We start from the raw sequence: 20,842 nt of genomic DNA on the forward strand, positions 1-20,842 counted from the left end.
ATGTCCGACGAATTCAAGGACCCGCTCTGGCGCCAGGTGATTTCCGGCGCGCAGATGCTCTTCGTGGCCTTCGGCGCCCTGGTGCTGATGCCACTGATCACCGGGCTCGACCCGAACGTGGCGCTGTTCACCGCCGGCATCGGCACCCTGCTGTTCCAGCTGGTGACCGGGCGCCAGGTGCCGGTATTCCTGGCATCCAGCTTCGCTTTCATCACCCCCATCATCCTCGCCAAGGGCCAGTTCGGCCTGGCCGCGACCATGGGCGGCGTGGTGGCGGCGGGCTTCGTCTACACCTTCCTGGGCCTGGCGGTGAAGATCAAGGGTACCGGTTTCATCGACCGCCTGCTGCCCCCCGTGGTGATCGGCCCGGTGATCATTTCCATCGGCCTGGCCATGGCGCCCATCGCCGCCAACATGGCCATGGGCAAGGGCGGTGACGGCGCCGAGCTGATCCCCTACGCCACCGCCATGTGGATCTCCATGCCGGCGCTGCTGACCACCCTGGTCGTCGCCGTGTTCGGCAAGGGCATCTTCCGCCTGGTGCCGATCATCTCCGGCGTGCTGGTGGGCTTCGCCCTGGCGTTCTGGTTCGGCGTGGTCGACACCGCCAGGATCGCCGCCGCGCCATGGCTGGAGATCCCCGCCTTCACCGCGCCGGAGTTCAACTGGCAGGCCATCCTGTTCATCGTGCCCGTGGCCCTGGCCCCGGCCATCGAACACATCGGCGGCGTGATCGCCGTGGGCAGCGTGACCGGCAAGAACTACCTGAAGACCCCAGGCCTGCACCGCACCCTGCTGGGCGATGGCCTGGCCACCTCGGCCGCCGGCCTGTTCGGCGGCCCGCCAAATACCACCTACGCCGAAGTGACCGGCGCGGTGATGCTGACCAAGAACTACAACCCGAAGATCATGACCTGGGCGGCGTTCTTCGCCATCGGCCTGGCCTTCATCGGCAAGTTCGGCGCCATCCTGCAGAGCATTCCGGTGCCCGTGATGGGCGGCATCCTCTGCCTGCTGTTCGGCTCCATCGCCGCGGTGGGCATGAACACCATGATCCGCCACCAGGTGGACCTGGCGGAGGCGCGCAACCTGGTGATCGTGTCCGTGACCCTGGTGTTCGGCATCGGCGGCATGCTGGTGGGCACCGGTACCGGCCAGGACGATTTCGGCCTGAAGGGCATCGCCCTGTGCGCCATCGTCGCCATCGCCCTCAACCTGATCCTCCCGGGCCACCAGACCTGGAAGCAGCAGAGCCCGGACGACGCGCCGCATATCTAGCCTGATGACACAATAAGCCCCGCGATTGCGGGGCTTTTTCATTGATGGGTTTCGCTGCGCCCAACACCATCCTGCGACAGCTGACAACCGTAGGTTGTGGCTGAGCTCTGCGAAGCCCAACGCAGCGTGGCCCTGGTCAGGCGTCGACGTTGGGCCGCGCTACGCTTGGCGCCAACCTACGAAGAGAGCTGCGCCTCATGGGGTACGTCGTCCTGGCGAGCCGCCGTACCCCACTGCTGCAACCGGTTCAGGCTCTCGCGATAAGGTTTCAGGCCCAGGCTCAGCAGCACCACGGAACTGGCCACCGCCAAGGTGGTGACGATCAGCAGCGAATAGCGCAGGGCCTGGTCGTCGGCGAAGACGAAGTCGGTCACCAGTGCCACGGCGGTGGGGCCGAGGCCCAGGCCGATCAGGGTGATGACGAAGAGGTAGATGGCCGAGGCCTGGCCGCGCATGGAGTTGGGCATGATTTCCTGGATCGCCGCCGGCGCCACGCCGAAGGGCATGCTCAGGCAGAACACCGTGGGCGCCATCACCACCGTCACCCAGAAGGCGTCGTCCAACAGCGGGAACAGCACCACCAGCGGCAGCGCGCCGATGGCCGCGAACAGGCCGACGCGCATGTTGGCGTCGCTGCGACCGCGCTTGGCCATCCAGTCCGCCAGGCGCCCGCCGAAAACGATGCCCAGGCAGCCGAACACCGCCACCAGGCTGCCGTAGATCACCCCCACCTGGCCGGCGTCCCAGCCATGGGTGCGGATGTAGAAGGTGGGAATCCAGGCGGCGCTGCCGTAACCAGCGAAGGCCAGGCCGGCGAAGCCGAAGTTGTGGCAGAGCACGGTGCGTCGGTTGCTGCGCAGGTAACGGCCGACTTCCGCCAGGGGCACGACCACGCCGGCGCCGATGCCGCGTCGCTGGGGTTCACGCACCGCCAGCATGAGCAGGGTGAAGAGCACCCCGGCGGCGCCGAGGATCAGGAATATCAGCTGCCAGGGGCGCACCTCGCCCAGCAGCGGCAGGTGCAGGTCGCCCTGGGCCGAGGCGAACTTGATCACCAGGCCACCGAGCAGGAAGGCCAGGCCCGAGCCGAGGTAGACCCCCATGGAGTAGACACTGATGGCGGTGGCGCGCTGCTCCTTGGGGAAGCTGTCGGCGATCAGCGAATAGGCTGCCGGCGACAGGGCCGCCTCCCCCACCCCGACGCCTATGCGGCAGAGCAGGAACTGCCAGTAGAGCTTGGCCAGGCCGCAGGCGGCGGTGGCGGCGCTCCAGAACAGCACGCCGACGGCGATCAGCCCGCGTCGGCTGCGGCTGTCGGCCAGGCGCCCGAGGGGGATGCCGCAGACGGTGTAGAAGAGTGCGAACGACAGCCCCATCAGCAAGCTCATCTGCGTGTCGCTGATGACCAGGTCGCGGCGGATGGGCTCCACCAGCAGGTTGAGAATCTGCCTATCGATGAAGGACAACACGTACGCCACCATCAGGATGGCGACTGTGGTCCAGGCACGCAGACGCGAGGGATAGCCGTTATTGTTGTTCTGCACTGGGCTCTCCTCGGCGCCGCCAGTGCGGCGCACGACGGTTGAAGGAAAACCCAGCTTAGGCGGCCATGGACGACCTGAATACAACGAAACGGCTGATATAGGCCGGCTGAATGCGGCCCGTGCCCTGCGGCGAATGACCTAGAGCGGACGCACCGCCGTCTCGCACAGGCGCGCCAGCGCCGAAACCCACTGCGGATGGCTGTTCAGGCAGGGCACCAGCACCAGCTCCTGGCCACCGGCTTCCTGGAACTGCTCGCTGCCGCGCTGGCCGATTTCCTCCAGGGTCTCGATGCAGTCGGCAACGAAGGCCGGGCACATCACCAGGAGTTTCTTCACCCCCTGCTTGCCCAGTTCGTCGAAGCGGGTTTCGGTGTAGGGCTCGATCCACTTGTCCCGCCCCAGGCGCGACTGGAACGACACCGACCACTGCCCGGGCGCCAGGCCGGCGCGCTCGGCGAAGGCCTCGGCGGTACGCTGGCACTGGCTTCGGTAGCAGACCGCGAGGACCTCGTCGCTGACGCCACGGCTGTCCGGCGCACGCAGGTCGTGCTGCGGATCGATGCCCTTTACCAGCTTGCGGATGTGCCGCTCAGGCAGCCCGTGGAAGCTCAGCAGCAGGTGATCGAAACCCTGCTCCAGATAGGGCTTGGCGCTGGCGACCAGGGCATCGAGGTAATCGGCCTCGGCGAAGAAAGGCGGCAGCACCGACACCTGGAGTTTCAGCCCGTGCTCGCGGATGACCCGGCGCGCTTCTTCGATGGCGGTGGTGGTGGTGCTGTCGGCGAACTGCGGATAGAGCGGCGCCAGGGTCACGCGCTTGACGCCCTGGTCGGCCAGCTTGCGCAGCGCGCGTTCGATGGATGGCTCGCCATAGCGCATCGCCAGTTCCACCGGGCCATGGGGCCAATGGGGAGTGACGGCTTGCTGGAGCTCGCGGCTGAGCACGATCAGCGGCGAACCATCCGGCCACCAGATGGACGAGTAGGCATGGGCCGACTGTGCAGGGCGCTTGATGAGGATCAGTGAAACCAGCAGGCGCCGCAGGGGCCAGGGCAGATCGACGACATAGGGGTCCATGAGGAACTGGTCGAGGTAACTGCGTACATCCTCCACCTTGGTGGAAGCCGGGGAACCCAGGTTGACCAGCAGCAGAGCGTGATCGGTCATCAAACATCCTTAGGCTTCAGCAGGTCGCCGAGCGCCGTGTCCAGATCGGTGAATGCAAAGGTGAAACCGGCCGCCCGCAAGCGCGAGGGTACGGCTCGCTGGCCGCCCAGCAACAGGCCGGCCAATTCGCCCAGCAGCAGGCGCAGGACGAAGGCCGGCGCCGGCATGACGGCTGGCCTTCCCAGCGTTCGCCCGAGGCTGCGGGCGAAGTCGCGGTTGCGTACCGGCTGCGGCGAGCACGCATTATAGGGACCGCGCGCGTCTTCCTGCCGCAAGAGAAAATCCATCAGCGCGATTTGATCCTCCAGGTGCACCCAGGGCATCCATTGCCGCCCGTTGCCCAGGGGGCCACCCAGGCCGAGGCGAAACGGCGGCAACAGACGCTTGAGGAAACCGCCGTCCCGCGCCAGCACCAGACCGGTGCGCACCAGCACCACCCGGATGCCCAGTGCTTCGGCGCGTTGCGCGGTTTCCTCCCAGGCCACGCAGAGCTGGCTGGCAAAGTCGTCGGTGACCGGCGGAACCTCCTCCGTCAGCTCCCGTTCCCCACCGTCGCCGTACCAGCCTACGGCCGAGCCGCTGAGCAGTACCCGCGGCAACTGGTCGCGCCTTTCCAGCCACTCGACCAGTTGTTCGGTGAGGGTGATCCGGCTGCCCCAAAGCTGTGCCTTGCGTTTGTTGCTCCAGGGCCGATCGGCGATGGGTTCGCCGGCCAGGTTGACGATGGCGTCCAGCGGCTCGTCGCCATACTCGGAGAACTGCTCGATGCCGCGTACCGCCCGGCCGCACAGGCTGGCGACGGCGGACGGCCGGCGGCTCAGCACGGTCAGCTGGTGCCCATCGCTCAGCCAGCGCTGGCAGAGCGCGCGCCCGATCAGACCAGTACCGCCGGTCAGCAATATGTGCATGGCATCCTCCTCGCATGGCGCTAAGTGCGCATATCGCCCTAGTCTGGTTTATGACGGTCAGACGTGCCCCGCATTGAGCCACGCACCGTCAGATATTCAGACCACCGCGATTGGAACCAACCAACCTGTACAGCGCTTGATTTTTGTACAGGTATTGTCTAGAGCGTAGCCTGTAGCCATAGGTAACGAGGTAGACCATGAGTGCACCTATCGCCATCATCGGGACCGGCATGGCCGGCCTCTCCGCCGCCCAGGCGCTGCATGCGGCTGGGCAGAACGTGGAGCTCTTCGACAAGAGCCGCGGCAGTGGCGGACGCATGGCCAGCAAACGCAGTGATGCCGGCGCCGTCGACCTAGGCGCGCAGTACTTCACCGCCCGCGACCGCCGCTTCGCCGAAGTGGTCCAGCAATGGCGCGACCGCGGTTGGGTCGCCGAGTGGTCGCCAAGCCTCTACAACTTCAGCGAAGGCCGCCTGCTCCCCTCCCCCGACGAGCAGATCCGCTGGGTCGGCACGCCGCGCATGAGCGCGATCACGCGCGCCTTGCTCGGTGCCTTGCCCGTGAACTTCGGCTGCCGCATCACCGAGGTCTTCCGTGGCGAACGCCATTGGGGCCTGCAGGACGCCGAAGGGCTCAGCCATGGCCCCTTCAGCCATGTAATCGTCGCCACCCCGCCCCCTCAGGCCGCCGCCCTGCTGGCCGCCGCGCCCAAGTTGGCCGGCACCGCCGCGAGCGTCGCCATGGAGCCGACCTGGGCCGTGGCATTCGGTTTCAGCGAGCCGCTGGACACCCGCGTCGAGGGCTGTTTCCTGCAGGACAGTCCGCTGGAATGGATGGCCCGCAATCGCTCCAAACCCGGCCGCGAAACCAGCCTCGACACCTGGGTCCTGCACGCCACCAGCGCCTGGAGCCGGCAGCACCTCGACCTGCCCAAGGAAGCGGTGATCGAGCACTTGTACGGCGCCTTCGCCGAAATGATCGGCTGCGCCGTGCCGGCGCCGAACTTCAGCCTGGCCCATCGCTGGCTCTACGCCCGACCGATCCAGGCGCACCAGTGGGGCGCCCTGGCCGATGCCGACCTCGGCCTCTACGCCTGCGGCGACTGGTGCCTCTCCGGTCGAGTGGAAGGTGCCTGGCTCAGCGGCCAGGAAGCCGCCCGGCGCTTGCTCGAACACCTGTAAGCGACCAATGGACGACCCCCGGTCGTCCAACCGCGCGATTTTCCCCTCACCAACCGACCGACTCCTCCGCGATGAGGTCGGTGTCCCGTCTCCCCACCCGTCCAGAACCTGTACAAGCCAATTGACTTGTACAAGTTCATATCTATGATTCTCAAAAAGCTATACACGAAACAAGAGTTGTACAACTCATGTCCAGGTAGCTGCCCATGTTCATGCCCTTCGATTTGCCACAACGCCCCAAACTGGGGATCAGCGCGTGCCTGCTCGGCGACCCCGTGCGCTTCAACGGTGGGCACAAGGAGTCGCGGTTGTGCAGCCGCACCCTGACGGAGCACGTCGACTTCGTGGCGCTGTGCCCGGAGGTGGCCATCGGGCTCGGCATCCCCCGTGAGCCCATCCGCCTGGTGGGCGATCCAGCCGCTCCTCGGGCATTGGGCCGCCACCCACAGCGACACGACCACACGGAGCCCCTGGCCGAGTTCGGCGAAATCATGGCGGAGCAGCTTGCTGACATCAGCGGCTACATCTTCATGCAGAAATCCCCCTCCTGCGGGCTGCATCGGGTCAAGGTCTACCAGGCCGACGGCCATCCCGCCGAAGGCAGTGGCCGCGGCATATTCGCCAGTGCCTTCTGCGCCCGCCGCCCCGACTTGCCGGTGGAGGAAGACGGCCGCCTCAGCGACCCGGTCCTGCGGGAAAACTTCCTCACCCGCGTCTACGCCTACGCCCAGTGGCAGGCGCTGTGCCGCGAAGGGTTGAGCCGCAGGGCGATCATTGCCTTCCACTCACGTTACAAATACCAGCTGATGGCCAACGACCCGGTGCAATACCGGGCCCTCGGCCGCCTGCTGGGAAGCATCGGCGAGCACGCGCCGGAGGAAATCGGCCCGCGCTACTTCTCCGCCTTGATGGCGGCCCTGAAGAAGTGCGCCACCCGTGGCACCCACAGCAACGTGCTGCAGCACCTCAGCGGCTACCTCAAGGCGCACCTGAGTCCGCCCGAGAAAGTCGAGTTGCAGCGCCTGATCGAACAGTACCGCTGCGGCGTGGTACCGCTGGTGGTGCCGATGACCTTGCTCAAGCATCACTTCAGCGGCCATCCGGACCACTACATCGCCCAGCAGGCCTATCTGCAGCCGCACCCGGAAGCGCTCGGCCTGCGCAACGCCCTCTAGCCATGGACAAGACGACCGACAGCCCAGCGGACAACGACCCCACCCTGGCAGGTGGACTGCTGGCGATCCGCGAGGTGGCGCGCCAGACCGGCGTCAATCCGGTGACCCTGCGCGCCTGGGAGCGACGCTACGGGCTGATCGTGCCGCTACGCACCAGCAAGGGCCACCGCCTCTACAGCGAGGACGACGTGGCGCGCATCCACCTGATTCTCACCTGGCTGGATCGCGGAGTGGCGGTGGGCCAGGTCAAGGGCCTGCTGAAGGCGCCAGCGCCGCCCGATACCGTGCCCAGCTCCCCCTGGGCGGAACAGCGCCAGCATCTGCTGGAAGCCATCGCCAACCTTGCCGAACGCCAGCTGGACGAGCGGTTCAACGCCGCCATGGCGCTCTATCCGCCGCAGACCTTGTACCGCCAGCTGCTGCAACCCTTGCTGGATGATCTGGAACAGCGCTGGCGCGGCCGCTTCGGCGGCCAGGTGGAGCGGGTGTTCCTCCATGCCTGGCTGCGCACCAAGCTGGGCGCGCGCCTCTACCACAACAACCGCCAGTGCCATGGCGCGCCGATCCTGCTGGTCAACGCCTCCGAGCTGCCCATGGAGCCGGGTCTCTGGCTCACCGCCTGGCTGGCCAGCAGCGCCGACTGCGCGGTGGAAGTCTTCGATTGGCCAGTGCCCGCTGCCGAGCTGGGCCTGGCGCTGGAGCGGATCCAGCCCCGCGCCCTGCTGCTGTATTCCAGCCAGCCCCTCGGCCAGGGCCAACTGCCCCGGCTGCTCGGCGGCCATCCCTGCCCTTGCCTGCTGGCCGGTCCCGCCGTGGCCATCCACCAGGCCGAACTCCCACCCGGCACCCTCGTGGCCGAAGGCCCGCTGGATGCCCTGCAAGCCCTTGCCGACCTGGGCTTGCTGCACAACCGTTGAAGGAATGCGCCATGCGCCAACTCATGTGGTTCCGCACCGACCTGCGGGTGCTGGACAACAGCGCCCTGAATGCCGCCCTCACGGCCGGCCCGACCCTCGCGCTGTACCTGGTCAGCCCCGGCCAATGGCTGGCCCACGACGACGCGCCGTCCAAGGTGGACTTCTGGCTGCGCAACCTGGTGGAGCTGTCCCACGCCCTGCGCCAGCTGAACGTGCCACTGCTGATCCGCCACGCCGACACCTGGGCCGAGGCGCCACAGGTGGTGCGCGATCTCTGCCACGAGTTCGATATCGGCTTGGTCCAGGTGAACGAGGAGTACGGCTTCAACGAAACCCGCCGCGACCAGCACGTACGCGAGCGCCTGGCGCAGGACGGCATCCACCTGCACAGCCACCTCGACCAGCTGTTCTTCCGCCCCGGCAGCCTGCTGACCCAGTCCGGCGGGTATTTCCAGGTCTACAGCCAGTTCCGCAAGCAGTGCTACCAGCGTCTGCACACCGCCATGCCCAGCTGCCTGCCGCCTCCCAGGGCCCAGGCCGACCTGGGCATTCCCAGCGATACGCCCCCCATCGAGCTGGAGGCCTTTCCCACGCCGCCGAGCAGCCTGCGCCAGTTATGGCCCGCCGGCGAGCAAGCGGCCCGTGAGCGCCTGGATACCTTCACCCTGGAAGAGCTCTGGTGCTACGAGAAGCGTCGCGACTTCCCCGCCCAACCCGGCACCAGCCAGCTGTCGCCCTACCTCGCCGCCGGCGTGCTGTCGCCCCGCCAATGCCTGCACGCGGCGCTGCGCAACAACCAGGGCGAGTTCGACAGCGGTGATCCCGGTGCCGTGTGCTGGATCAACGAACTGCTCTGGCGCGAGTTCTACAAGCACATCCTGGTGGGCTTCCCGAGGGTCTCCCAGCACCGTCCGTTCCGCCGTGAAACCGAGCGGCTGGCCTGGCGTCATGAACCGGAGGAACTGCACGCCTGGCAACAGGGCCGCACCGGCATCCCCATAGTCGACGCCGCCATGCGCCAACTGCTGGCCACCGGCTGGATGCACAACCGCCTGCGGATGGTGGTGGCCATGTTCCTCACCAAGAACCTGCTGATCGACTGGCGCGAGGGCGAGCGCTGGTTCATGCGCCACCTGATCGACGGCGACCTGGCGGCCAACAACGGCGGCTGGCAGTGGAGCGCATCCACCGGCACCGATGCGGTGCCCTACTTCCGCCTGTTCAACCCGGTCAGCCAGTCCCGCCGCTTCGACCCGGACGGCCGTTTCCTGCGCCGCTGGCTGCCGGAACTGGCGCATCTGGAGAACGGAGATATCCACAACCCCGGCGCCTTCGCCGGCCTGTTCGGCGTGCCGGGTTATCCAGCCCCGCTGGTGGATCTTTCCGCCAGCCGCGAACGGGCCCTGGCGGCCTTCAGGAACCTCGCGGATCGCGTCCCGTGACCCGGGCATCCGCCACCCTCGGTCAGCCGAACAACACCTGCGCCCGGGCTTGCCTTAGACTTCGCGCCCATGACCGATACCCCTCGACAGATTCCCGTCACGCAACTGCCGGACAACGCCGCCGTCACCTGCTCGACGTGCGCAGCCTGCTGCTGCCAACTGGAAGTGATGCTGATCACCGATACCGGCGTGCCCGAACGCTTCATCGAGACCGATGACTGGGGCGGCAGCGTGATGGCGCGACTGGACGACGGCTGGTGCGCCGCCCTCGACCGCGACACCATGCTGTGCACCATCTACGAGAACCGTCCGCTGATCTGCCGGGAGTTCGAGATGGGCGAAGCGGACTGCCTGGAAGAACGCCGAGGCATCGCCGGCGCCTACGAGCGGGGAATGGCCTGAGGGCCAGGCGCGACAGCTCCGATCAGGGCACAAAAAAACCGGGCATCAAGCCCGGTTTTTTTATCTCGCGGCTGCGCCTCAGAAGGACAGGCGATAGTGCAGCGTGTAGGCCTCCACGCCGTCGTTCGGCGTCTGCAGGCCAGCGTTGGAATAGTGCAGCGCACGAACGCCGACTTCCTGGTTGGCGAAGCGTAGCCCCAGGCCCACGCGGTCTTCGAACTGGAAGGACGATCCCAGGTCGTTGTCTTCCATCTCGGTGCTGGAGAACAGCGCCACACCAATGCCGGCTTCGACAAAGGGGCGCACGCTCTGGCCTGCGAACTCGTAGACGAATACCGGGGTGAAGGACAGGCTGTGGTTGCTCGCCGTCTCATCGCCCACCCAGTAGGTGTAACCGGCGTCCCAGTAACCCGTCAGGCGACCGACGCTGGTCTGGAACCAGCTGCTGGAGAAGTCGAACTGGGTACCCAGGCGGTAGACCATGGTGGAATCGCCGCTCTGCCCAATGTCCAGGGAGACATCTGCTGCCTGAGCCGAAACTGCCTGACCAAGGGAGAAAGCTGCGGCGGCAGCCCAGCAGAAAAGCTTCTTCATGAAACCAATCCTTTTTCTGAAGTGCGGACAAAAATCGCTCATACCTTGTGGCGATTATAGATAGCTTTTTAATCGGGGAAAGTACTTGCAGGACAACTTCTCCCTTATCCGGGGAACTTGTCCACAGCTGCGAGTTCGCCCCAGAGAATCGGCAGGATTTCCTGCATCGCCTGTGGCTCGCCACTCGACCAGAAACGACAGGGCGAGGCGCTTCCCCCCGCCAGCAGGTCGCGGGCTTCCATCAGACGCTGGAGCTGGCGGGCTACCGCCGCGCCGGTGTCGATCAGGCTGACCGAATCGGGCACCAGCTGCTGCAGCAAGGGGCGCAGGAAGGGGTAATGGGTGCAGCCGAGGATCAGGGTGTCACAGCCTTCGGCCAGCAGCGGCTCGACGAAGCCCGCCAGCAGGTCGCGGGTCTGCGGCCCCATCAGGTCGCCGGCCTCGATGCGCTCCACCAGGCCCGGACAGGGCTGGGTGATCACCCGCACATCGCCGGCGAAGCGGTCCAGCAAGGCGGCGAACCGGGCACTCTTCAAGGTGCCGGTAGTCGCCAGCACGCCCACCACGCCGCTGCGGGTGGCGGCGGCTGCCGGCTTTACCGCCGGTTCCATGCCGACGATGGGCAGCTGTGGATAACGCTCCCGCAGATCGGCCACGGCGGCCACTGTGGCGGTGTTGCAGGCCAGCACCAGCGCCTTGGCGCCGCGCTCGAGAAGGAACTCGGCAATGCACTGGCTGCGCGCGCGGATGAAGTCGGCGCTCTTTTCGCCGTAGGGGACATGGCCGCTGTCGGCGACGTAGAGCAACGACTCGCGGGGCAACAGGCTGCGGATTTCCCGCAGCACCGAAAGGCCGCCGACGCCCGAGTCGAAAACCCCGACCGGCGCGGCTTCAGCCATGCCGCGCCCCGCAGACTTCGCAGGCCGGGTCGCGCTTGACCCGCAGCTCGCGGAAGCGACTGCCGAGGGCATCCACCAGCAGCAGGCGCCCCACCATGGGCTCGCCGAAGCCGGCCAGCAGTTTCAGGGCTTCCAGTGCCTGCAGGCTGCCCACCAGGCCCACCAGCGGGCCGACCACGCCGGCTTCGCTGCAGGTCAGCTCGGCTTCGCTGCCATGGCCGTAGAGGCAGTGGTAGCAGGGGCTGTCGTCGCGGCGCGGGTCGAAGACCGAGAGCTGGCCTTCGAGACGGATGGCGGCGCCGGATACCAGCGGCTTGCCGGCGGCCACGCAGGCGGCGTTGACCGCTTCGCGAGTGCCGAAGTTGTCGGTGCAGTCCAGCACCAGGTCCACGGCCGCCACGGCGGCGGCCAGGGAGTCCTCATCCAGCGCGCGGCTGTGGGGCACCAGGCGGATGTCGGGGTTCAGCGCGGCCAGGCGGGCCATGGCGGAATCCACCTTGGCGACGCCGACACTGGCGCTGTCATGGATGATCTGCCGCTGCAGGTTGGTCAGGTCGACGCTGTCGAAGTCCGCCAGGTGCAGCTCGCCGACACCGGCGGCGGCCAGGTAGAGGGCCACGGGCGAGCCCAGGCCGCCGAGGCCGACGATCAGGGCACGGCCCTGCTTCAGGCGCAACTGGCCGTCGACGTCGATCTGCGGCAAGAGGATCTGCCGGCTGTAGCGCAGTAGCTCCTCGTCGCTCAGCATGGCCACTGCCCCAGGGAGATGCGTTCATGGCCGCCCAGGTCGCGGCGGCTTTCCACCAGCGCGAAGCCCCGGCGAGCCAGCAGGTCGCGTACCGCAGGCGCCTGGTCGTAGCCGTGCTCCAGCAGCAGCCAGCCGCCGGGCAGCAGGTGCGTAGGCGCGTCCTGGATGATCTGGCGGATGTCGTCCAGGCCATCGGCGCCGGCCACCAGCGCGCTGCTGGGCTCGAAGCGCACATCGCCCTGGGCCAGGTGCGGGTCGGACGCGGGAATGTACGGAGGGTTGCTGACGATCAGGGCGAAGCGTTGCTCAACCAGGGCGGAGAACCAGTGGCTCTCGACGAAGCGTGCGTTGTTCAGCTTCAGCCGCGCGCGGTTGCGCTCGGCCAGGGCCACGGCGGCACTGATGCGGTCGACGCCGGTGACCTTCCAGCTCAGGCGCTCGCAGGCCAGGGCCAGGGCGATGGCACCGGTGCCGGTGCCGAGGTCGAGTACCTCGGCCGGGGCCGCCGGCAGCAGGGCCAGGGCGGTCTCCACCAGCAATTCGGTGTCGGCACGCGGGATCAGGGTGTCCGGCGCCACTTCCAGGTCCAGGCTCCAGAAACCCTGGTGGCCCAGGATATAGGCCACCGGTTCGCCCTGGCGGCGACGCTGCAGGTAGTCGGCGTAACGCTCGGCGACTTCGCTGGAGACCACCCGCTCGGGCCAGGTATGCAGGAAGCTGCGCGGCTTGCCGAGGGCCGCGGACAGCAGCAGTTCGGCGTCCAGGCGCGGGGAAGGCGAATCCGGCAGGCGGGCTTCGCTGAGGAGGCTGGCGATGATGGTCATGTCAGTCCCCCAGGGCCGCGAGCTGATCGGCCTGGTATTCGGCAAGCAGGGGTTCGATCACCGCTTCCACGCTGCCGGCGAGCACATCGTCCAGGGCATAGAGCGTGAGGTTGATGCGGTGGTCGGTGACCCGCCCCTGGGGATAGTTGTAGGTACGGATGCGCTCGGAACGGTCGCCGGAACCCACCAGCAGCTTGCGCGTCTCGGAGATTTCCTTGTGCGCGGCGGCTTCCTGCTGGTCGTTCAGCTTGGCCGCGAGCCAAGCCATGGCCTTGGCGCGGTTCTTGTGCTGGGAACGTTCCTCCTGGCACTCGACCACGATTCCGGAGGGAATGTGGGTAATGCGCACGGCGGAGTCGGTCTTGTTCACGTGCTGGCCACCGGCACCCGAGGAGCGGTAGGTGTCCACCCGCAGGTCGGCCGGGTTGATCTCGATGGCGGCCTGCTCGTCCGGCTCGGGGAGCACGGCAACGGTGCAGGCGGAGGTATGGATACGGCCCTGGGATTCGGTTTCCGGCACACGCTGGACGCGATGGGCGCCGGACTCGAACTTGAGCTTGGCGTAGACGTTGTCGCCCTCGACGCGGGCGATCACCTCTTTATAGCCGCCATGCTCACCCTCGTTCTCGGAGAGGATCTCCACCCGCCAACCCTGCCGCTCGGCATAGCGCGAGTACATCCGGAACAGGTCGCCGGAGAAGATCGCCGCCTCGTCGCCACCGGTACCGGCGCGGATTTCGAGGAACACGTTGCGACCGTCGTTGGGGTCCTTGGGCAGCAGCATGCGCTGCAGTTGCGCTTCCAGGCCGGTCAGCTGCTCGCGAGCGTGCGCCACCTCTTCCTCGGCCATCTCGCGCAGGTCCGGGTCGCTGTCCTTGAGCAGCGCCTGGGCGCCCTCGAGGTCGCTCTGGACCTTGCGGAACTCGCGGAACGCCAGGATCACCGGCTCGACCTCGGCGAACTCCTTGGAGTAAGCGCGGAACTTGCTCTGGTCACTGATGACCTCGGCATCGCCGAGCAGGGCGGTGAGTTCCTCGTAGCGGTCCTGGAGGAGATCGAGCTTGTTCAGCAGGGAAGCTTTCATTGCGAACGTTTATCCGAGCCCTCGTCGAGGGCGAAGAGTTCCTGGGCCACGGCCAGCGCGTCGAAACGGCCATCGGCGGAAAGTTTTTTCAGCTGCACGCTGGGTGCGTGCAGCAGCTTGTTGGTCAGGCTACGGGCCAGCTGGGCCATTGCCTCCTCCGCGGAGGTGCCGTTCTGCAGCAGACGCAGGGCCTTGGCCACCTCGTCGTCACGCTGGCGCTCGGCCTGCTGGCGGTAGGCGCGCAGCACGTCCACGGCCGCCAGTTCGCGCAGGCGCTGCATGAAGTCGTCGACCCCGGCACCCACCAGTTCCTCGGCGGCCTGGGCCGCGCCCTGGCGACTCTTGAGGTTTTCCGCGACCACTTCATGCAAGTCGTCCACGGTATAGAGGTAGACGTCGTCCAGCTCGCCCACTTCCGGCTCGATATCCCGCGGGACGGCGATGTCCACCATGAAGATCGGCTTGTGCCGGCGCTGCTTCAGGGCACGCTCGACGGCGCCCTTGCCCAGGATCGGCAACTGGCTGGCGGTGGAGCTGATGACGATGTCGCTGTTGACCAGCTCCTGGGGCATATCGGCCAGCAGCACGGCATGGGCGCCGAATTCCTCGGCGAGGATGCTGGCGCGCTCCAGGGTGCGGTTGGCCACCACTATGCGTTTCACGCCCTGCTCGTGCAGGTGGCGGGCCACCAGGGTGATGGTCTCGCCGGCGCCGATCAGCAGCGCCTGGCTGCGGTGCAGGTCGGAGAAGATCTGCTTGGCCAGGCTGACGGCGGCGAACGCCACGGATACCGGGTTCTCGCCGATGGCGGTGTCGGTGCGCACGGTCTTGGCGGTGCTGAAGGTGGCCTGGAACAGGCGGCCGAGCAGCGGGCCGACCGTGCCGGCCTCGCGCGCTACGGCGTAGGCGGACTTCATCTGGCCGAGGATCTGCGGCTCGCCGAGCACCATGGAGTCCAGCCCGGAGGCAACGCGCATCATGTGGCGCACCGCATCGTTGTCCTGGTGCACGTAGGCACAGGCACGCAGCTCTTCCAGGCTCAGGTTGTGATAACCGGCCAGCCAGGCGAGCACCTCATCGGCGTTGGGATGGTCCTGCTCCAGGTACAGCTCGCTGCGGTTGCAGGTGGAGAGGATCGCCGCCTCACGGCTGGGCGTGATGCGACACAGCTGCTGCAGGGCTTCCACCATCTGCTCGGGAGTGAAAGCCACGCGTTCGCGGACGTCCACCGAGGCGGTCTTGTGGTTGATACCAAGAGCAATGAAGGCCATGCAGGGTCGCTAACTGAAACAGGAGGGCGCGCAATTGTCCTACTTCACCCGAACGACGACAACCACCGCCGATAATTGTCTGGCCGAACAGGATTCGCCCGCCGCGGGTTGGGCCTTGCCCCATGTGCTAGCCTGACGGCTTATGTCATGATGGGTCACTCGCTGGTTAGTCGCCTTCCTTCTTATGAATAGATCCCTTGCGTTGCTGACCGCCCTGCTGTTTCTAGGCGGCTGTCAGAGCTTGACCAACAAGTCCCCGGACGGCACGCCGCCGGTCGAGGAAGGCAACCAGGCCTCAACGCCCGCCAAGCCCGAGGTCTACGCCTCGTTCAACCGCGAAACCCTCTATGCCCTGCTCGCCGCCGAACTGGCCGGCCAGCGCAACCGCTTCGACATCGCCCTCGGCAACTACGTCCAGCAGGCCAATGCGACCCAGGACCCGGCGGTAGCCGAGCGCGCCTTCCGCATCGCCGAATACCTGGGCGCCGACCAGGCCGCCCTGGATACCTCGCTGATCTGGGCGCGGAGCGCTCCGGACAACCTCGACGCCCAGCGCGCCTCCGCCGTGCAATTGGCCCGCGCGGGCCGCTACGACGAAGCCATGACCTATATGGAGAAGGTGCTCCAGGGCCAGGGCGACACCCATTTCGACTTCCTCGCCCTGTCCGCTGCGGAAACCGACGCCGATACCCGCGCCGGCCTGCTGCAGAGCTTCGACCGCCTGCTGGCCAAGCACCCGGACAACAGCCAGCTGGTGTTCGGCAAGTCGGTCCTGCTGCAACAGGACGGCCGCACGGACGAAGCCCTGGCGCTGCTCGAAGGCCTGCCGGCCGACGACAAGGAAATCGCCCCGGTCCTGCTGCGCGCCCGCCTGCTGCAAAGCCTGGAGCGCGGCGACGAAGCCCTGCCGCTGCTGCAGAACGCCATCAAGCAGCACCCGGACGACAAGCGCCTGCGCCTGACCTATGCGCGTATGCTGGTCGAGCAGGGCAAGCTGGATGAAGCCAAGTCCGAGTTCGCCGGGCTGGTGCAGCAATTCCCCGATGACGACGACCTGCGCTACTCACTGGCCCTGGTGAGCCTGGAAGGCGAAGCCTGGGACGAAGCCCAGGTCTACCTGGAAGAGTTGGTTGACCGTGGCAGCCACGTCGACGCGGCCCACTTCAACCTTGGCCAGATCTACGAAAAACGCGGCGACAAGGAAAGCGCGCTCATCGAGTACGCCCTGGTCGGCCCCGGCAACGACTACCTGCCGGCGCAGATACGCCAGGTGGAAATCCTCCTGGAAAGCGGCCGCGCCGATGAAGCCGAGGCCCGCCTGGCCAAGGCCCGCGAAGCCCAGCCGGACTACGCCATCCAGCTCTACCTGCTCGAGGCCGAGAACCTGGCCGAGCGCGACCAGCCGGAGCGCGCCTGGAAGGTCATCCAGCAGGGCCTGCAGCAGTTCCCCGACGACCTCAACCTGCTCTACACCCGCGCCATGCTGGCCGAGAAACGCGACGACCTGGCCCAGCTGGAAAAAGACCTGCGCTTCATCATCGAGCGCGAGCCGGAAAACGCCATGGCGCTGAACGCCCTCGGCTACACCCTGGCCGACCGCACCACGCGCTACGACGAAGCACTGAAACTGGTGGAACAGGCCCACAAGCTCAACCCGGACGACCCCGCCATCCTCGACAGCCTCGGCTGGGTGAATTACCGCAAGGGCAACCTGGCCGAGGCCGAGCGCCTGCTGCGCCAGGCCCTGCAGGAGTTCCCCGACCACGAAGTGGCTGCCCACCTGGGCGAGGTACTCTGGGCCCAGGGCAAGCAGGTCGAGGCCCGCAAGGTCTGGGCCGAAGCCCTGCAGAAGCAGCCCGACAGCGCCATCCTCCGTGACACCCTGCAACGCCTGACCGGCTCCGGAAACCTCTGATCCATGCGTTTACGTAATCTAATGGCCGCAGGTTTGCTCCTGCTGCTCACCGGCTGCGCCGCCCTCGGCCCCCAGGAAACCCTCGAAGGCCAGGGCGACCAAACCGCCTGGAAGGCCCACAAGACCCAGGTCAGCACCCTCGATGGCTGGCAGATCAGCGGCAAGGTGGGCATTCGCGCCCCCAAGGATTCCGGTAGCGGCACCCTGTTCTGGCTGCAACGCCAGGATTACTACGACATCCGCCTGTCCGGCCCCCTGGGGCGCGGCGCGGCGCGCCTGACCGGCCGCCCCGGCAAGATCGAGCTGGAAGTGGCCAACCAGGGCCGTTACCAGGCCGAATCCCCCGAGGCCCTGCTGGAAGAACAGCTTGGCTGGCGCCTCCCGGTGTCCCATCTGCTCTGGTGGGTACGTGGCCTGCCGGCGCCCGACAGCCGCAGCCGCCTCACCCTCGACAGCCACAGCCGCCTGGCCGACCTCGAGCAGGATGGCTGGAAGGTGCAGTTCCTCAGCTACGTGGAACAGAACGGCTTCACCCTGCCCGAGCGCATCAAGCTCAGCGGCGAAAACCTCGACATCACCCTGGTGATCAAGGACTGGCAGCCGCGCCAGCTCGGCCAGTGACATGCAGGATGCGCAACTCATCCTGCCGGCGCCGGCCAAGCTCAACCTGATGCTGCATATCCTCGGCCGCCGCGCCGATGGCTATCACCAGCTGCAGACGCTCTTCCAGTTCCTCGACCATGGCGACGAACTGGGCTTTTCCCTGCGCCAGGACGGAGAAATCCACCTGCGCACCGAAGTCCCCGGCGTCCCCCACGACAGCAACCTGATCGTCCGCGCCGCCCGCCGCCTGCAAGCCGAGTCCGGCTGTCGGCTGGGCGCCGATATCTGGCTGGACAAGCGACTGCCCATGGGCGGCGGCATCGGTGGCGGCAGTTCCGACGCCGCAACCACCCTCCTCGCCCTGGATCGGCTGTGGAACCTCGGCTGGAGCGAAGACCGCCTGGCCGAACTGGGCCTCACTCTGGGCGCAGACGTGCCGGTCTTCGTGCGCGGCCGCGCAGCCTTCGCGGAAGGTGTCGGCGAGCAACTGACGCCGGTGCAGCTGCCGGAGCCCTGGTTCCTCGTCGCCGTGCCGCAAGTCTTTGTCAGCACAGCAGAAGTTTTCTCCGATCCCGAGTTGACACGGGATACTCCGCCCATTAAAGTTCGCAGCCTTCTTGAGGGGGGCGGTCGAAACGACTGTCAGCCGGTGGTCGAGAAGCGTTACCCAGATGTACGTAACGCGCTGATCTTGTTGAGTAAATTCACATCAGCTAAATTGACCGGCACTGGAGCTTGTGTGTTTGGGAGCTTCCCAAGCAAGAGCGATGCTGATAAAGTCTCGCGCCAACTTCCGGCCTCTCTGCCGAGCTTCGTAGCCCAGGGCCGCAACATCTCCATGTTGCACCGCAAGCTTCAAGGTCTGGCTTGAGAAGGAATGCAAGGCATTCGGTTGTACGATACAGGGGCGTCGCCAAGCGGTAAGGCAGCAGGTTTTGATCCTGCCATGCGTTGGTTCGAATCCAGCCGCCCCTGCCATTTACCCAACGGGTTCATGCGTACAGCACAACGAAAGCACTGCACAGCAAGTTAAATTTTTAGGGGCGTCGCCAAGCGGTAAGGCAGCAGGTTTTGATCCTGCCATGCGTTGGTTCGAATCCAGCCGCCCCTGCCATACACTTAAAAAGCTGTTCAAAAGCCAAGGCCTTTGAACGGCTTTTTGATTCATCAGGTTACCCTCAGCCGGCAGGTACTGCGCGTGTCCAAGATGATGGTCTTCACGGGGAACGCCAACCCCGATCTGGCGCGTCGCGTCGTACGTCAACTGCATATCCCCCTCGGCGACGCCTCCGTAGGCAAGTTCTCCGACGGCGAAATCAGTGCTGAAATCAATGAAAATGTCCGCGGCAAGGACGTCTTCCTGATCCAGCCGACTTGCGCACCGACCAACGACAACCTGATGGAACTGGTGGTGATGGCTGACGCCTTCCGCCGTTCCTCGGCGTCCCGCATCACCGCGGTCATCCCCTACTTCGGCTATGCCCGCCAGGATCGCCGTCCGCGTTCCGCCCGCGTGGCAATCAGCGCCAAGGTCGTGGCCGACATGCTGACCGTGGTCGGTATCGACCGCGTGCTCACCGTCGACCTGCACGCCGACCAGATCCAGGGCTTCTTCGACATTCCGGTGGACAACATCTACGGCTCCCCGGTCCTGGTCGATGACATCGAAGACCAGCGCTTCGAGAACCTGATGATCGTTTCCCCGGACATCGGCGGCGTGGTTCGCGCCCGTGCCGTGGCCAAGTCCCTGGGCGTTGACCTTGCCATCATCGACAAGCGTCGTCCCAAGGCCAACCAGTCCGAAGTCATGCACATCATCGGCGATGTCGAAGGCCGCACCTGCGTGCTGGTTGACGACATGGTCGACACCGCCGGCACCCTCGGCCATGCCGCCAAGGCCCTGAAGGACCATGGCGCCGCCAAGGTCTACGCCTACTGCACCCACCCGGTGCTGTCCGGCCGTGCCATCGAGAACATCGAAAACTCCGTGCTGGACGAGCTGGTGGTGACCAACACCATCCCCCTGTCCGCCGCGGCACAAGCCTGCTCGCGTATCCGTCAACTGGATATCGCGCCGGTTGTGGCTGAAGCGGTCCGCCGCATCAGCAATGAGGAATCGATCAGCGCGATGTTCCGCTAAGCGGACATCCCTGATGAAAGTGCCCCGCTCCGGCGGGGCTTTTTGCCCAACCGCTCGAATGCTGGTCGCAAGCATTACGGGCGTTTTGGCTATTTTGGAGAAGTGAAATGACTGATTTTGCCCTGAATGCCGAAGCGCGTTCCGACCTGGGGAAAGGTGCGAGCCGCCGCCTGCGTCGTAACGCCAACCTGGTTCCCGCTGTGATCTACGGCGGCGAGACTGCCCCGGTTTCCGTAAGCCTGCTGGCCAAAGACCTGGCCAAGCTGCTGGAAAACGAAGCTGCCTTCAGCCACGTGATCGCCCTGAACGTTTCCGGCGCTACCGAAACCGTTCTGATCAAGGCCCTGCAGCGTCACCCGGCCAAAGGCTTCGTTCTGCACGCTGACTTCCAGCGCGTAGTCGCCGGCCAGAAACTGTCCGCCCACGTACCCCTGCACTTCATCAACGAAGCTACCTCCGTTGGCGTGAAGCAAGGCGGCGGCGAAGTTTCCCACACCATCGCTGAAGTCGAAGTCTCCTGCCTGCCGAAAGACCTGCCGGAGTTCATCGAAGTCGACCTGGCCCAGGTCGAAGTTGGCCAGACCGTTCACCTGTCCGACATCAAGCTGCCGAAAGGCGTTGAGCTGGTGGCCCTGGCCCACGGCAACGACCTGGCTGTCGCCAACATCCACGCTGCTCGCGTAGCGAAGGAAGAAGGCGCCGCCGAGTAATGCCTGCACCCGCCTCCCAGAGGCGGGTACTTGCTCGGAA

General features: G+C 66.3%; 20 protein-coding genes and 2 tRNA genes. 13 read left to right on the top strand and 9 right to left on the bottom strand.

Annotated features, from left to right (window positions below):
• Positions 1 to 1,278: a uracil-xanthine permease family protein gene (locus PCA10_RS23920; RefSeq protein ID WP_016494673.1), complete on the top strand. Its 1,278-nt coding sequence runs from the start codon at positions 1 to 3 to the stop codon at positions 1,276 to 1,278.
• A 176-nt stretch (positions 1,279 to 1,454) separates the two neighbouring features.
• On the opposite strand, the gene PCA10_RS23925 is transcribed toward PCA10_RS23920, so the two are convergent.
• The 3 genes from PCA10_RS23925 to PCA10_RS23935 all read right to left on the bottom strand — a co-directional run bounded on the left by PCA10_RS23925 (position 1,455) and on the right by PCA10_RS23935 (position 4,897).
• The gene (locus PCA10_RS23925) at positions 1,455 to 2,822 is read right to left on the bottom strand and encodes a spinster family MFS transporter (RefSeq protein ID WP_016494674.1); all 1,368 of its coding nucleotides are present in this window, start codon (positions 2,820 to 2,822) and stop codon (positions 1,455 to 1,457) included.
• Positions 2,823 to 2,960: 138 nt separating this feature from the next.
• Positions 2,961 to 3,989, bottom strand: a complete 1,029-nt coding sequence (gene hemH / locus PCA10_RS23930; RefSeq protein ID WP_016494675.1) for a ferrochelatase — start codon at positions 3,987 to 3,989, stop codon at positions 2,961 to 2,963.
• The gene (locus tag PCA10_RS23935) at positions 3,989 to 4,897 is read right to left on the bottom strand and encodes a TIGR01777 family oxidoreductase (RefSeq protein ID WP_016494676.1); all 909 of its coding nucleotides are present in this window, start codon (positions 4,895 to 4,897) and stop codon (positions 3,989 to 3,991) included. The genes hemH and PCA10_RS23935 overlap by 1 nt, the downstream gene beginning before the upstream one ends.
• A gap of 197 nt (positions 4,898 to 5,094) precedes the next feature.
• Between PCA10_RS23935 and PCA10_RS23940 the strand changes: the two genes are divergently transcribed.
• The 5 genes from PCA10_RS23940 to PCA10_RS23960 all read left to right on the top strand — a co-directional run bounded on the left by PCA10_RS23940 (position 5,095) and on the right by PCA10_RS23960 (position 10,014).
• Positions 5,095 to 6,078, top strand: a complete 984-nt coding sequence (locus tag PCA10_RS23940; protein ID WP_016494677.1) for an NAD(P)/FAD-dependent oxidoreductase — start codon at positions 5,095 to 5,097, stop codon at positions 6,076 to 6,078.
• Between the two features lie 206 nt (positions 6,079 to 6,284).
• Complete coding sequence (locus PCA10_RS23945; protein WP_016494678.1) at positions 6,285 to 7,253, top strand: YbgA family protein; 969 nt, start codon at positions 6,285 to 6,287, stop codon at positions 7,251 to 7,253.
• Positions 7,254 to 7,255: 2 nt separating this feature from the next.
• On the top strand, positions 7,256 to 8,170 hold the full coding sequence (locus tag PCA10_RS23950) for a MerR family transcriptional regulator (protein ID WP_016494679.1): 915 nt from the start codon (positions 7,256 to 7,258) through the stop codon (positions 8,168 to 8,170).
• 11 nt (positions 8,171 to 8,181) lie between these two features.
• Entirely contained in the window at positions 8,182 to 9,612 is a 1,431-nt protein-coding gene (gene phrB / locus PCA10_RS23955) for a deoxyribodipyrimidine photo-lyase (protein WP_016494680.1), read from the top strand.
• A 69-nt stretch (positions 9,613 to 9,681) separates the two neighbouring features.
• A complete protein-coding gene (locus PCA10_RS23960) occupies positions 9,682 to 10,014 on the top strand; it encodes a YkgJ family cysteine cluster protein (RefSeq protein WP_041770426.1) in 333 nt (110 codons plus the stop codon).
• Positions 10,015 to 10,092: 78 nt separating this feature from the next.
• On the opposite strand, the gene PCA10_RS23965 is transcribed toward PCA10_RS23960, so the two are convergent.
• The 6 genes from PCA10_RS23965 to hemA form a co-directional block, all read right to left on the bottom strand.
• Positions 10,093 to 10,608 carry an acyloxyacyl hydrolase gene (locus PCA10_RS23965; protein WP_041770427.1) on the bottom strand — a complete coding sequence of 172 codons (516 nt, stop codon included), beginning with the start codon at positions 10,606 to 10,608 and terminating at the stop codon, positions 10,093 to 10,095.
• Between the two features lie 104 nt (positions 10,609 to 10,712).
• Positions 10,713 to 11,507, bottom strand: a complete 795-nt coding sequence (gene murI / locus PCA10_RS23970; RefSeq protein ID WP_016494683.1) for a glutamate racemase — start codon at positions 11,505 to 11,507, stop codon at positions 10,713 to 10,715.
• On the bottom strand, positions 11,500 to 12,255 hold the full coding sequence (locus tag PCA10_RS23975) for a molybdopterin-synthase adenylyltransferase MoeB (RefSeq protein ID WP_016494684.1): 756 nt from the start codon (positions 12,253 to 12,255) through the stop codon (positions 11,500 to 11,502). Before PCA10_RS23975 ends, murI begins: the two co-directional genes overlap by 8 nt.
• Positions 12,249 to 13,079 (bottom strand): peptide chain release factor N(5)-glutamine methyltransferase, encoded by an 831-nt coding sequence (gene prmC, locus PCA10_RS23980; protein ID WP_016494685.1) that lies wholly within the window; start codon positions 13,077 to 13,079, stop codon positions 12,249 to 12,251. Before prmC ends, PCA10_RS23975 begins: the two co-directional genes overlap by 7 nt.
• Position 13,080: 1 nt before the next feature.
• A complete protein-coding gene (gene prfA / locus PCA10_RS23985) occupies positions 13,081 to 14,163 on the bottom strand; it encodes a peptide chain release factor 1 (protein ID WP_016494686.1) in 1,083 nt (360 codons plus the stop codon).
• A complete protein-coding gene (hemA, locus tag PCA10_RS23990; RefSeq protein WP_016494687.1) occupies positions 14,160 to 15,434 on the bottom strand; it encodes a glutamyl-tRNA reductase in 1,275 nt (424 codons plus the stop codon). Before hemA ends, prfA begins: the two co-directional genes overlap by 4 nt.
• Positions 15,435 to 15,618: 184 nt before the next feature.
• Here hemA and PCA10_RS23995 point away from each other — a divergent pair, with 184 nt between their 5' ends.
• From PCA10_RS23995 to PCA10_RS24025, 7 genes are all read left to right on the top strand, one after another.
• Positions 15,619 to 17,349 carry a tetratricopeptide repeat protein gene (locus tag PCA10_RS23995; RefSeq protein ID WP_041770428.1) on the top strand — a complete coding sequence of 577 codons (1,731 nt, stop codon included), beginning with the start codon at positions 15,619 to 15,621 and terminating at the stop codon, positions 17,347 to 17,349.
• 3 nt (positions 17,350 to 17,352) lie between these two features.
• Positions 17,353 to 17,970 carry a lipoprotein insertase outer membrane protein LolB gene (gene lolB, locus PCA10_RS24000; RefSeq protein WP_016494689.1) on the top strand — a complete coding sequence of 206 codons (618 nt, stop codon included), beginning with the start codon at positions 17,353 to 17,355 and terminating at the stop codon, positions 17,968 to 17,970.
• 1 nt (position 17,971) lies between these two features.
• Entirely contained in the window at positions 17,972 to 18,823 is an 852-nt protein-coding gene (ispE, locus tag PCA10_RS24005) for a 4-(cytidine 5'-diphospho)-2-C-methyl-D-erythritol kinase (RefSeq protein ID WP_016494690.1), read from the top strand.
• A 32-nt stretch (positions 18,824 to 18,855) separates the two neighbouring features.
• Positions 18,856 to 18,930: transfer RNA gene (locus PCA10_RS24010), tRNA-Gln, on the top strand.
• 61 nt (positions 18,931 to 18,991) lie between these two features.
• Positions 18,992 to 19,066 (top strand) — tRNA-Gln (locus PCA10_RS24015).
• 84 nt (positions 19,067 to 19,150) lie between these two features.
• On the top strand, positions 19,151 to 20,092 hold the full coding sequence (locus tag PCA10_RS24020) for a ribose-phosphate pyrophosphokinase (protein WP_028629917.1): 942 nt from the start codon (positions 19,151 to 19,153) through the stop codon (positions 20,090 to 20,092).
• Positions 20,093 to 20,199: 107 nt separating this feature from the next.
• On the top strand, positions 20,200 to 20,802 hold the full coding sequence (locus tag PCA10_RS24025) for a 50S ribosomal protein L25/general stress protein Ctc (protein WP_016494692.1): 603 nt from the start codon (positions 20,200 to 20,202) through the stop codon (positions 20,800 to 20,802).
• Positions 20,803 to 20,842: the final 40 nt, after the last annotated feature.

The organism is Pseudomonas resinovorans NBRC 106553 (assembly GCF_000412695.1).
Classification (GTDB): domain Bacteria; phylum Pseudomonadota; class Gammaproteobacteria; order Pseudomonadales; family Pseudomonadaceae; genus Metapseudomonas; species Metapseudomonas resinovorans_A.

Bases quoted from the DNA above. Each gene is read 5' to 3' on its own strand.
- lolB (WP_016494689.1), top strand. From the start codon at position 17,353: ATGCGTTTACGTAATCTAATGGCCGCAGGTTTGCTCCTGCTGCTCACC.
- prfA (WP_016494686.1), bottom strand. From the start codon at position 14,163: ATGAAAGCTTCCCTGCTGAACAAGCTCGATCTCCTCCAGGACCGCTAC.
- PCA10_RS23950 (WP_016494679.1), top strand. From the start codon at position 7,256: ATGGACAAGACGACCGACAGCCCAGCGGACAACGACCCCACCCTGGCA.
- PCA10_RS23940 (WP_016494677.1), top strand. From the start codon at position 5,095: ATGAGTGCACCTATCGCCATCATCGGGACCGGCATGGCCGGCCTCTCC.
- hemA (WP_016494687.1), bottom strand. From the start codon at position 15,434: ATGGCCTTCATTGCTCTTGGTATCAACCACAAGACCGCCTCGGTGGAC.
- PCA10_RS23920 (WP_016494673.1), top strand. From the start codon at position 1: ATGTCCGACGAATTCAAGGACCCGCTCTGGCGCCAGGTGATTTCCGGC.
- PCA10_RS24025 (WP_016494692.1), top strand. From the start codon at position 20,200: ATGACTGATTTTGCCCTGAATGCCGAAGCGCGTTCCGACCTGGGGAAA.
- PCA10_RS23960 (WP_041770426.1), top strand. From the start codon at position 9,682: ATGACCGATACCCCTCGACAGATTCCCGTCACGCAACTGCCGGACAAC.
- PCA10_RS23965 (WP_041770427.1), bottom strand. From the start codon at position 10,608: ATGAAGAAGCTTTTCTGCTGGGCTGCCGCCGCAGCTTTCTCCCTTGGT.
- prmC (WP_016494685.1), bottom strand. From the start codon at position 13,079: ATGACCATCATCGCCAGCCTCCTCAGCGAAGCCCGCCTGCCGGATTCG.
- phrB (WP_016494680.1), top strand. From the start codon at position 8,182: ATGCGCCAACTCATGTGGTTCCGCACCGACCTGCGGGTGCTGGACAAC.
- PCA10_RS23995 (WP_041770428.1), top strand. From the start codon at position 15,619: ATGAATAGATCCCTTGCGTTGCTGACCGCCCTGCTGTTTCTAGGCGGC.
- PCA10_RS23935 (WP_016494676.1), bottom strand. From the start codon at position 4,897: ATGCACATATTGCTGACCGGCGGTACTGGTCTGATCGGGCGCGCGCTC.
- murI (WP_016494683.1), bottom strand. From the start codon at position 11,507: ATGGCTGAAGCCGCGCCGGTCGGGGTTTTCGACTCGGGCGTCGGCGGC.
- ispE (WP_016494690.1), top strand. From the start codon at position 17,972: ATGCAGGATGCGCAACTCATCCTGCCGGCGCCGGCCAAGCTCAACCTG.
- PCA10_RS23945 (WP_016494678.1), top strand. From the start codon at position 6,285: ATGTTCATGCCCTTCGATTTGCCACAACGCCCCAAACTGGGGATCAGC.
- hemH (WP_016494675.1), bottom strand. From the start codon at position 3,989: ATGACCGATCACGCTCTGCTGCTGGTCAACCTGGGTTCCCCGGCTTCC.
- PCA10_RS23975 (WP_016494684.1), bottom strand. From the start codon at position 12,255: ATGCTGAGCGACGAGGAGCTACTGCGCTACAGCCGGCAGATCCTCTTG.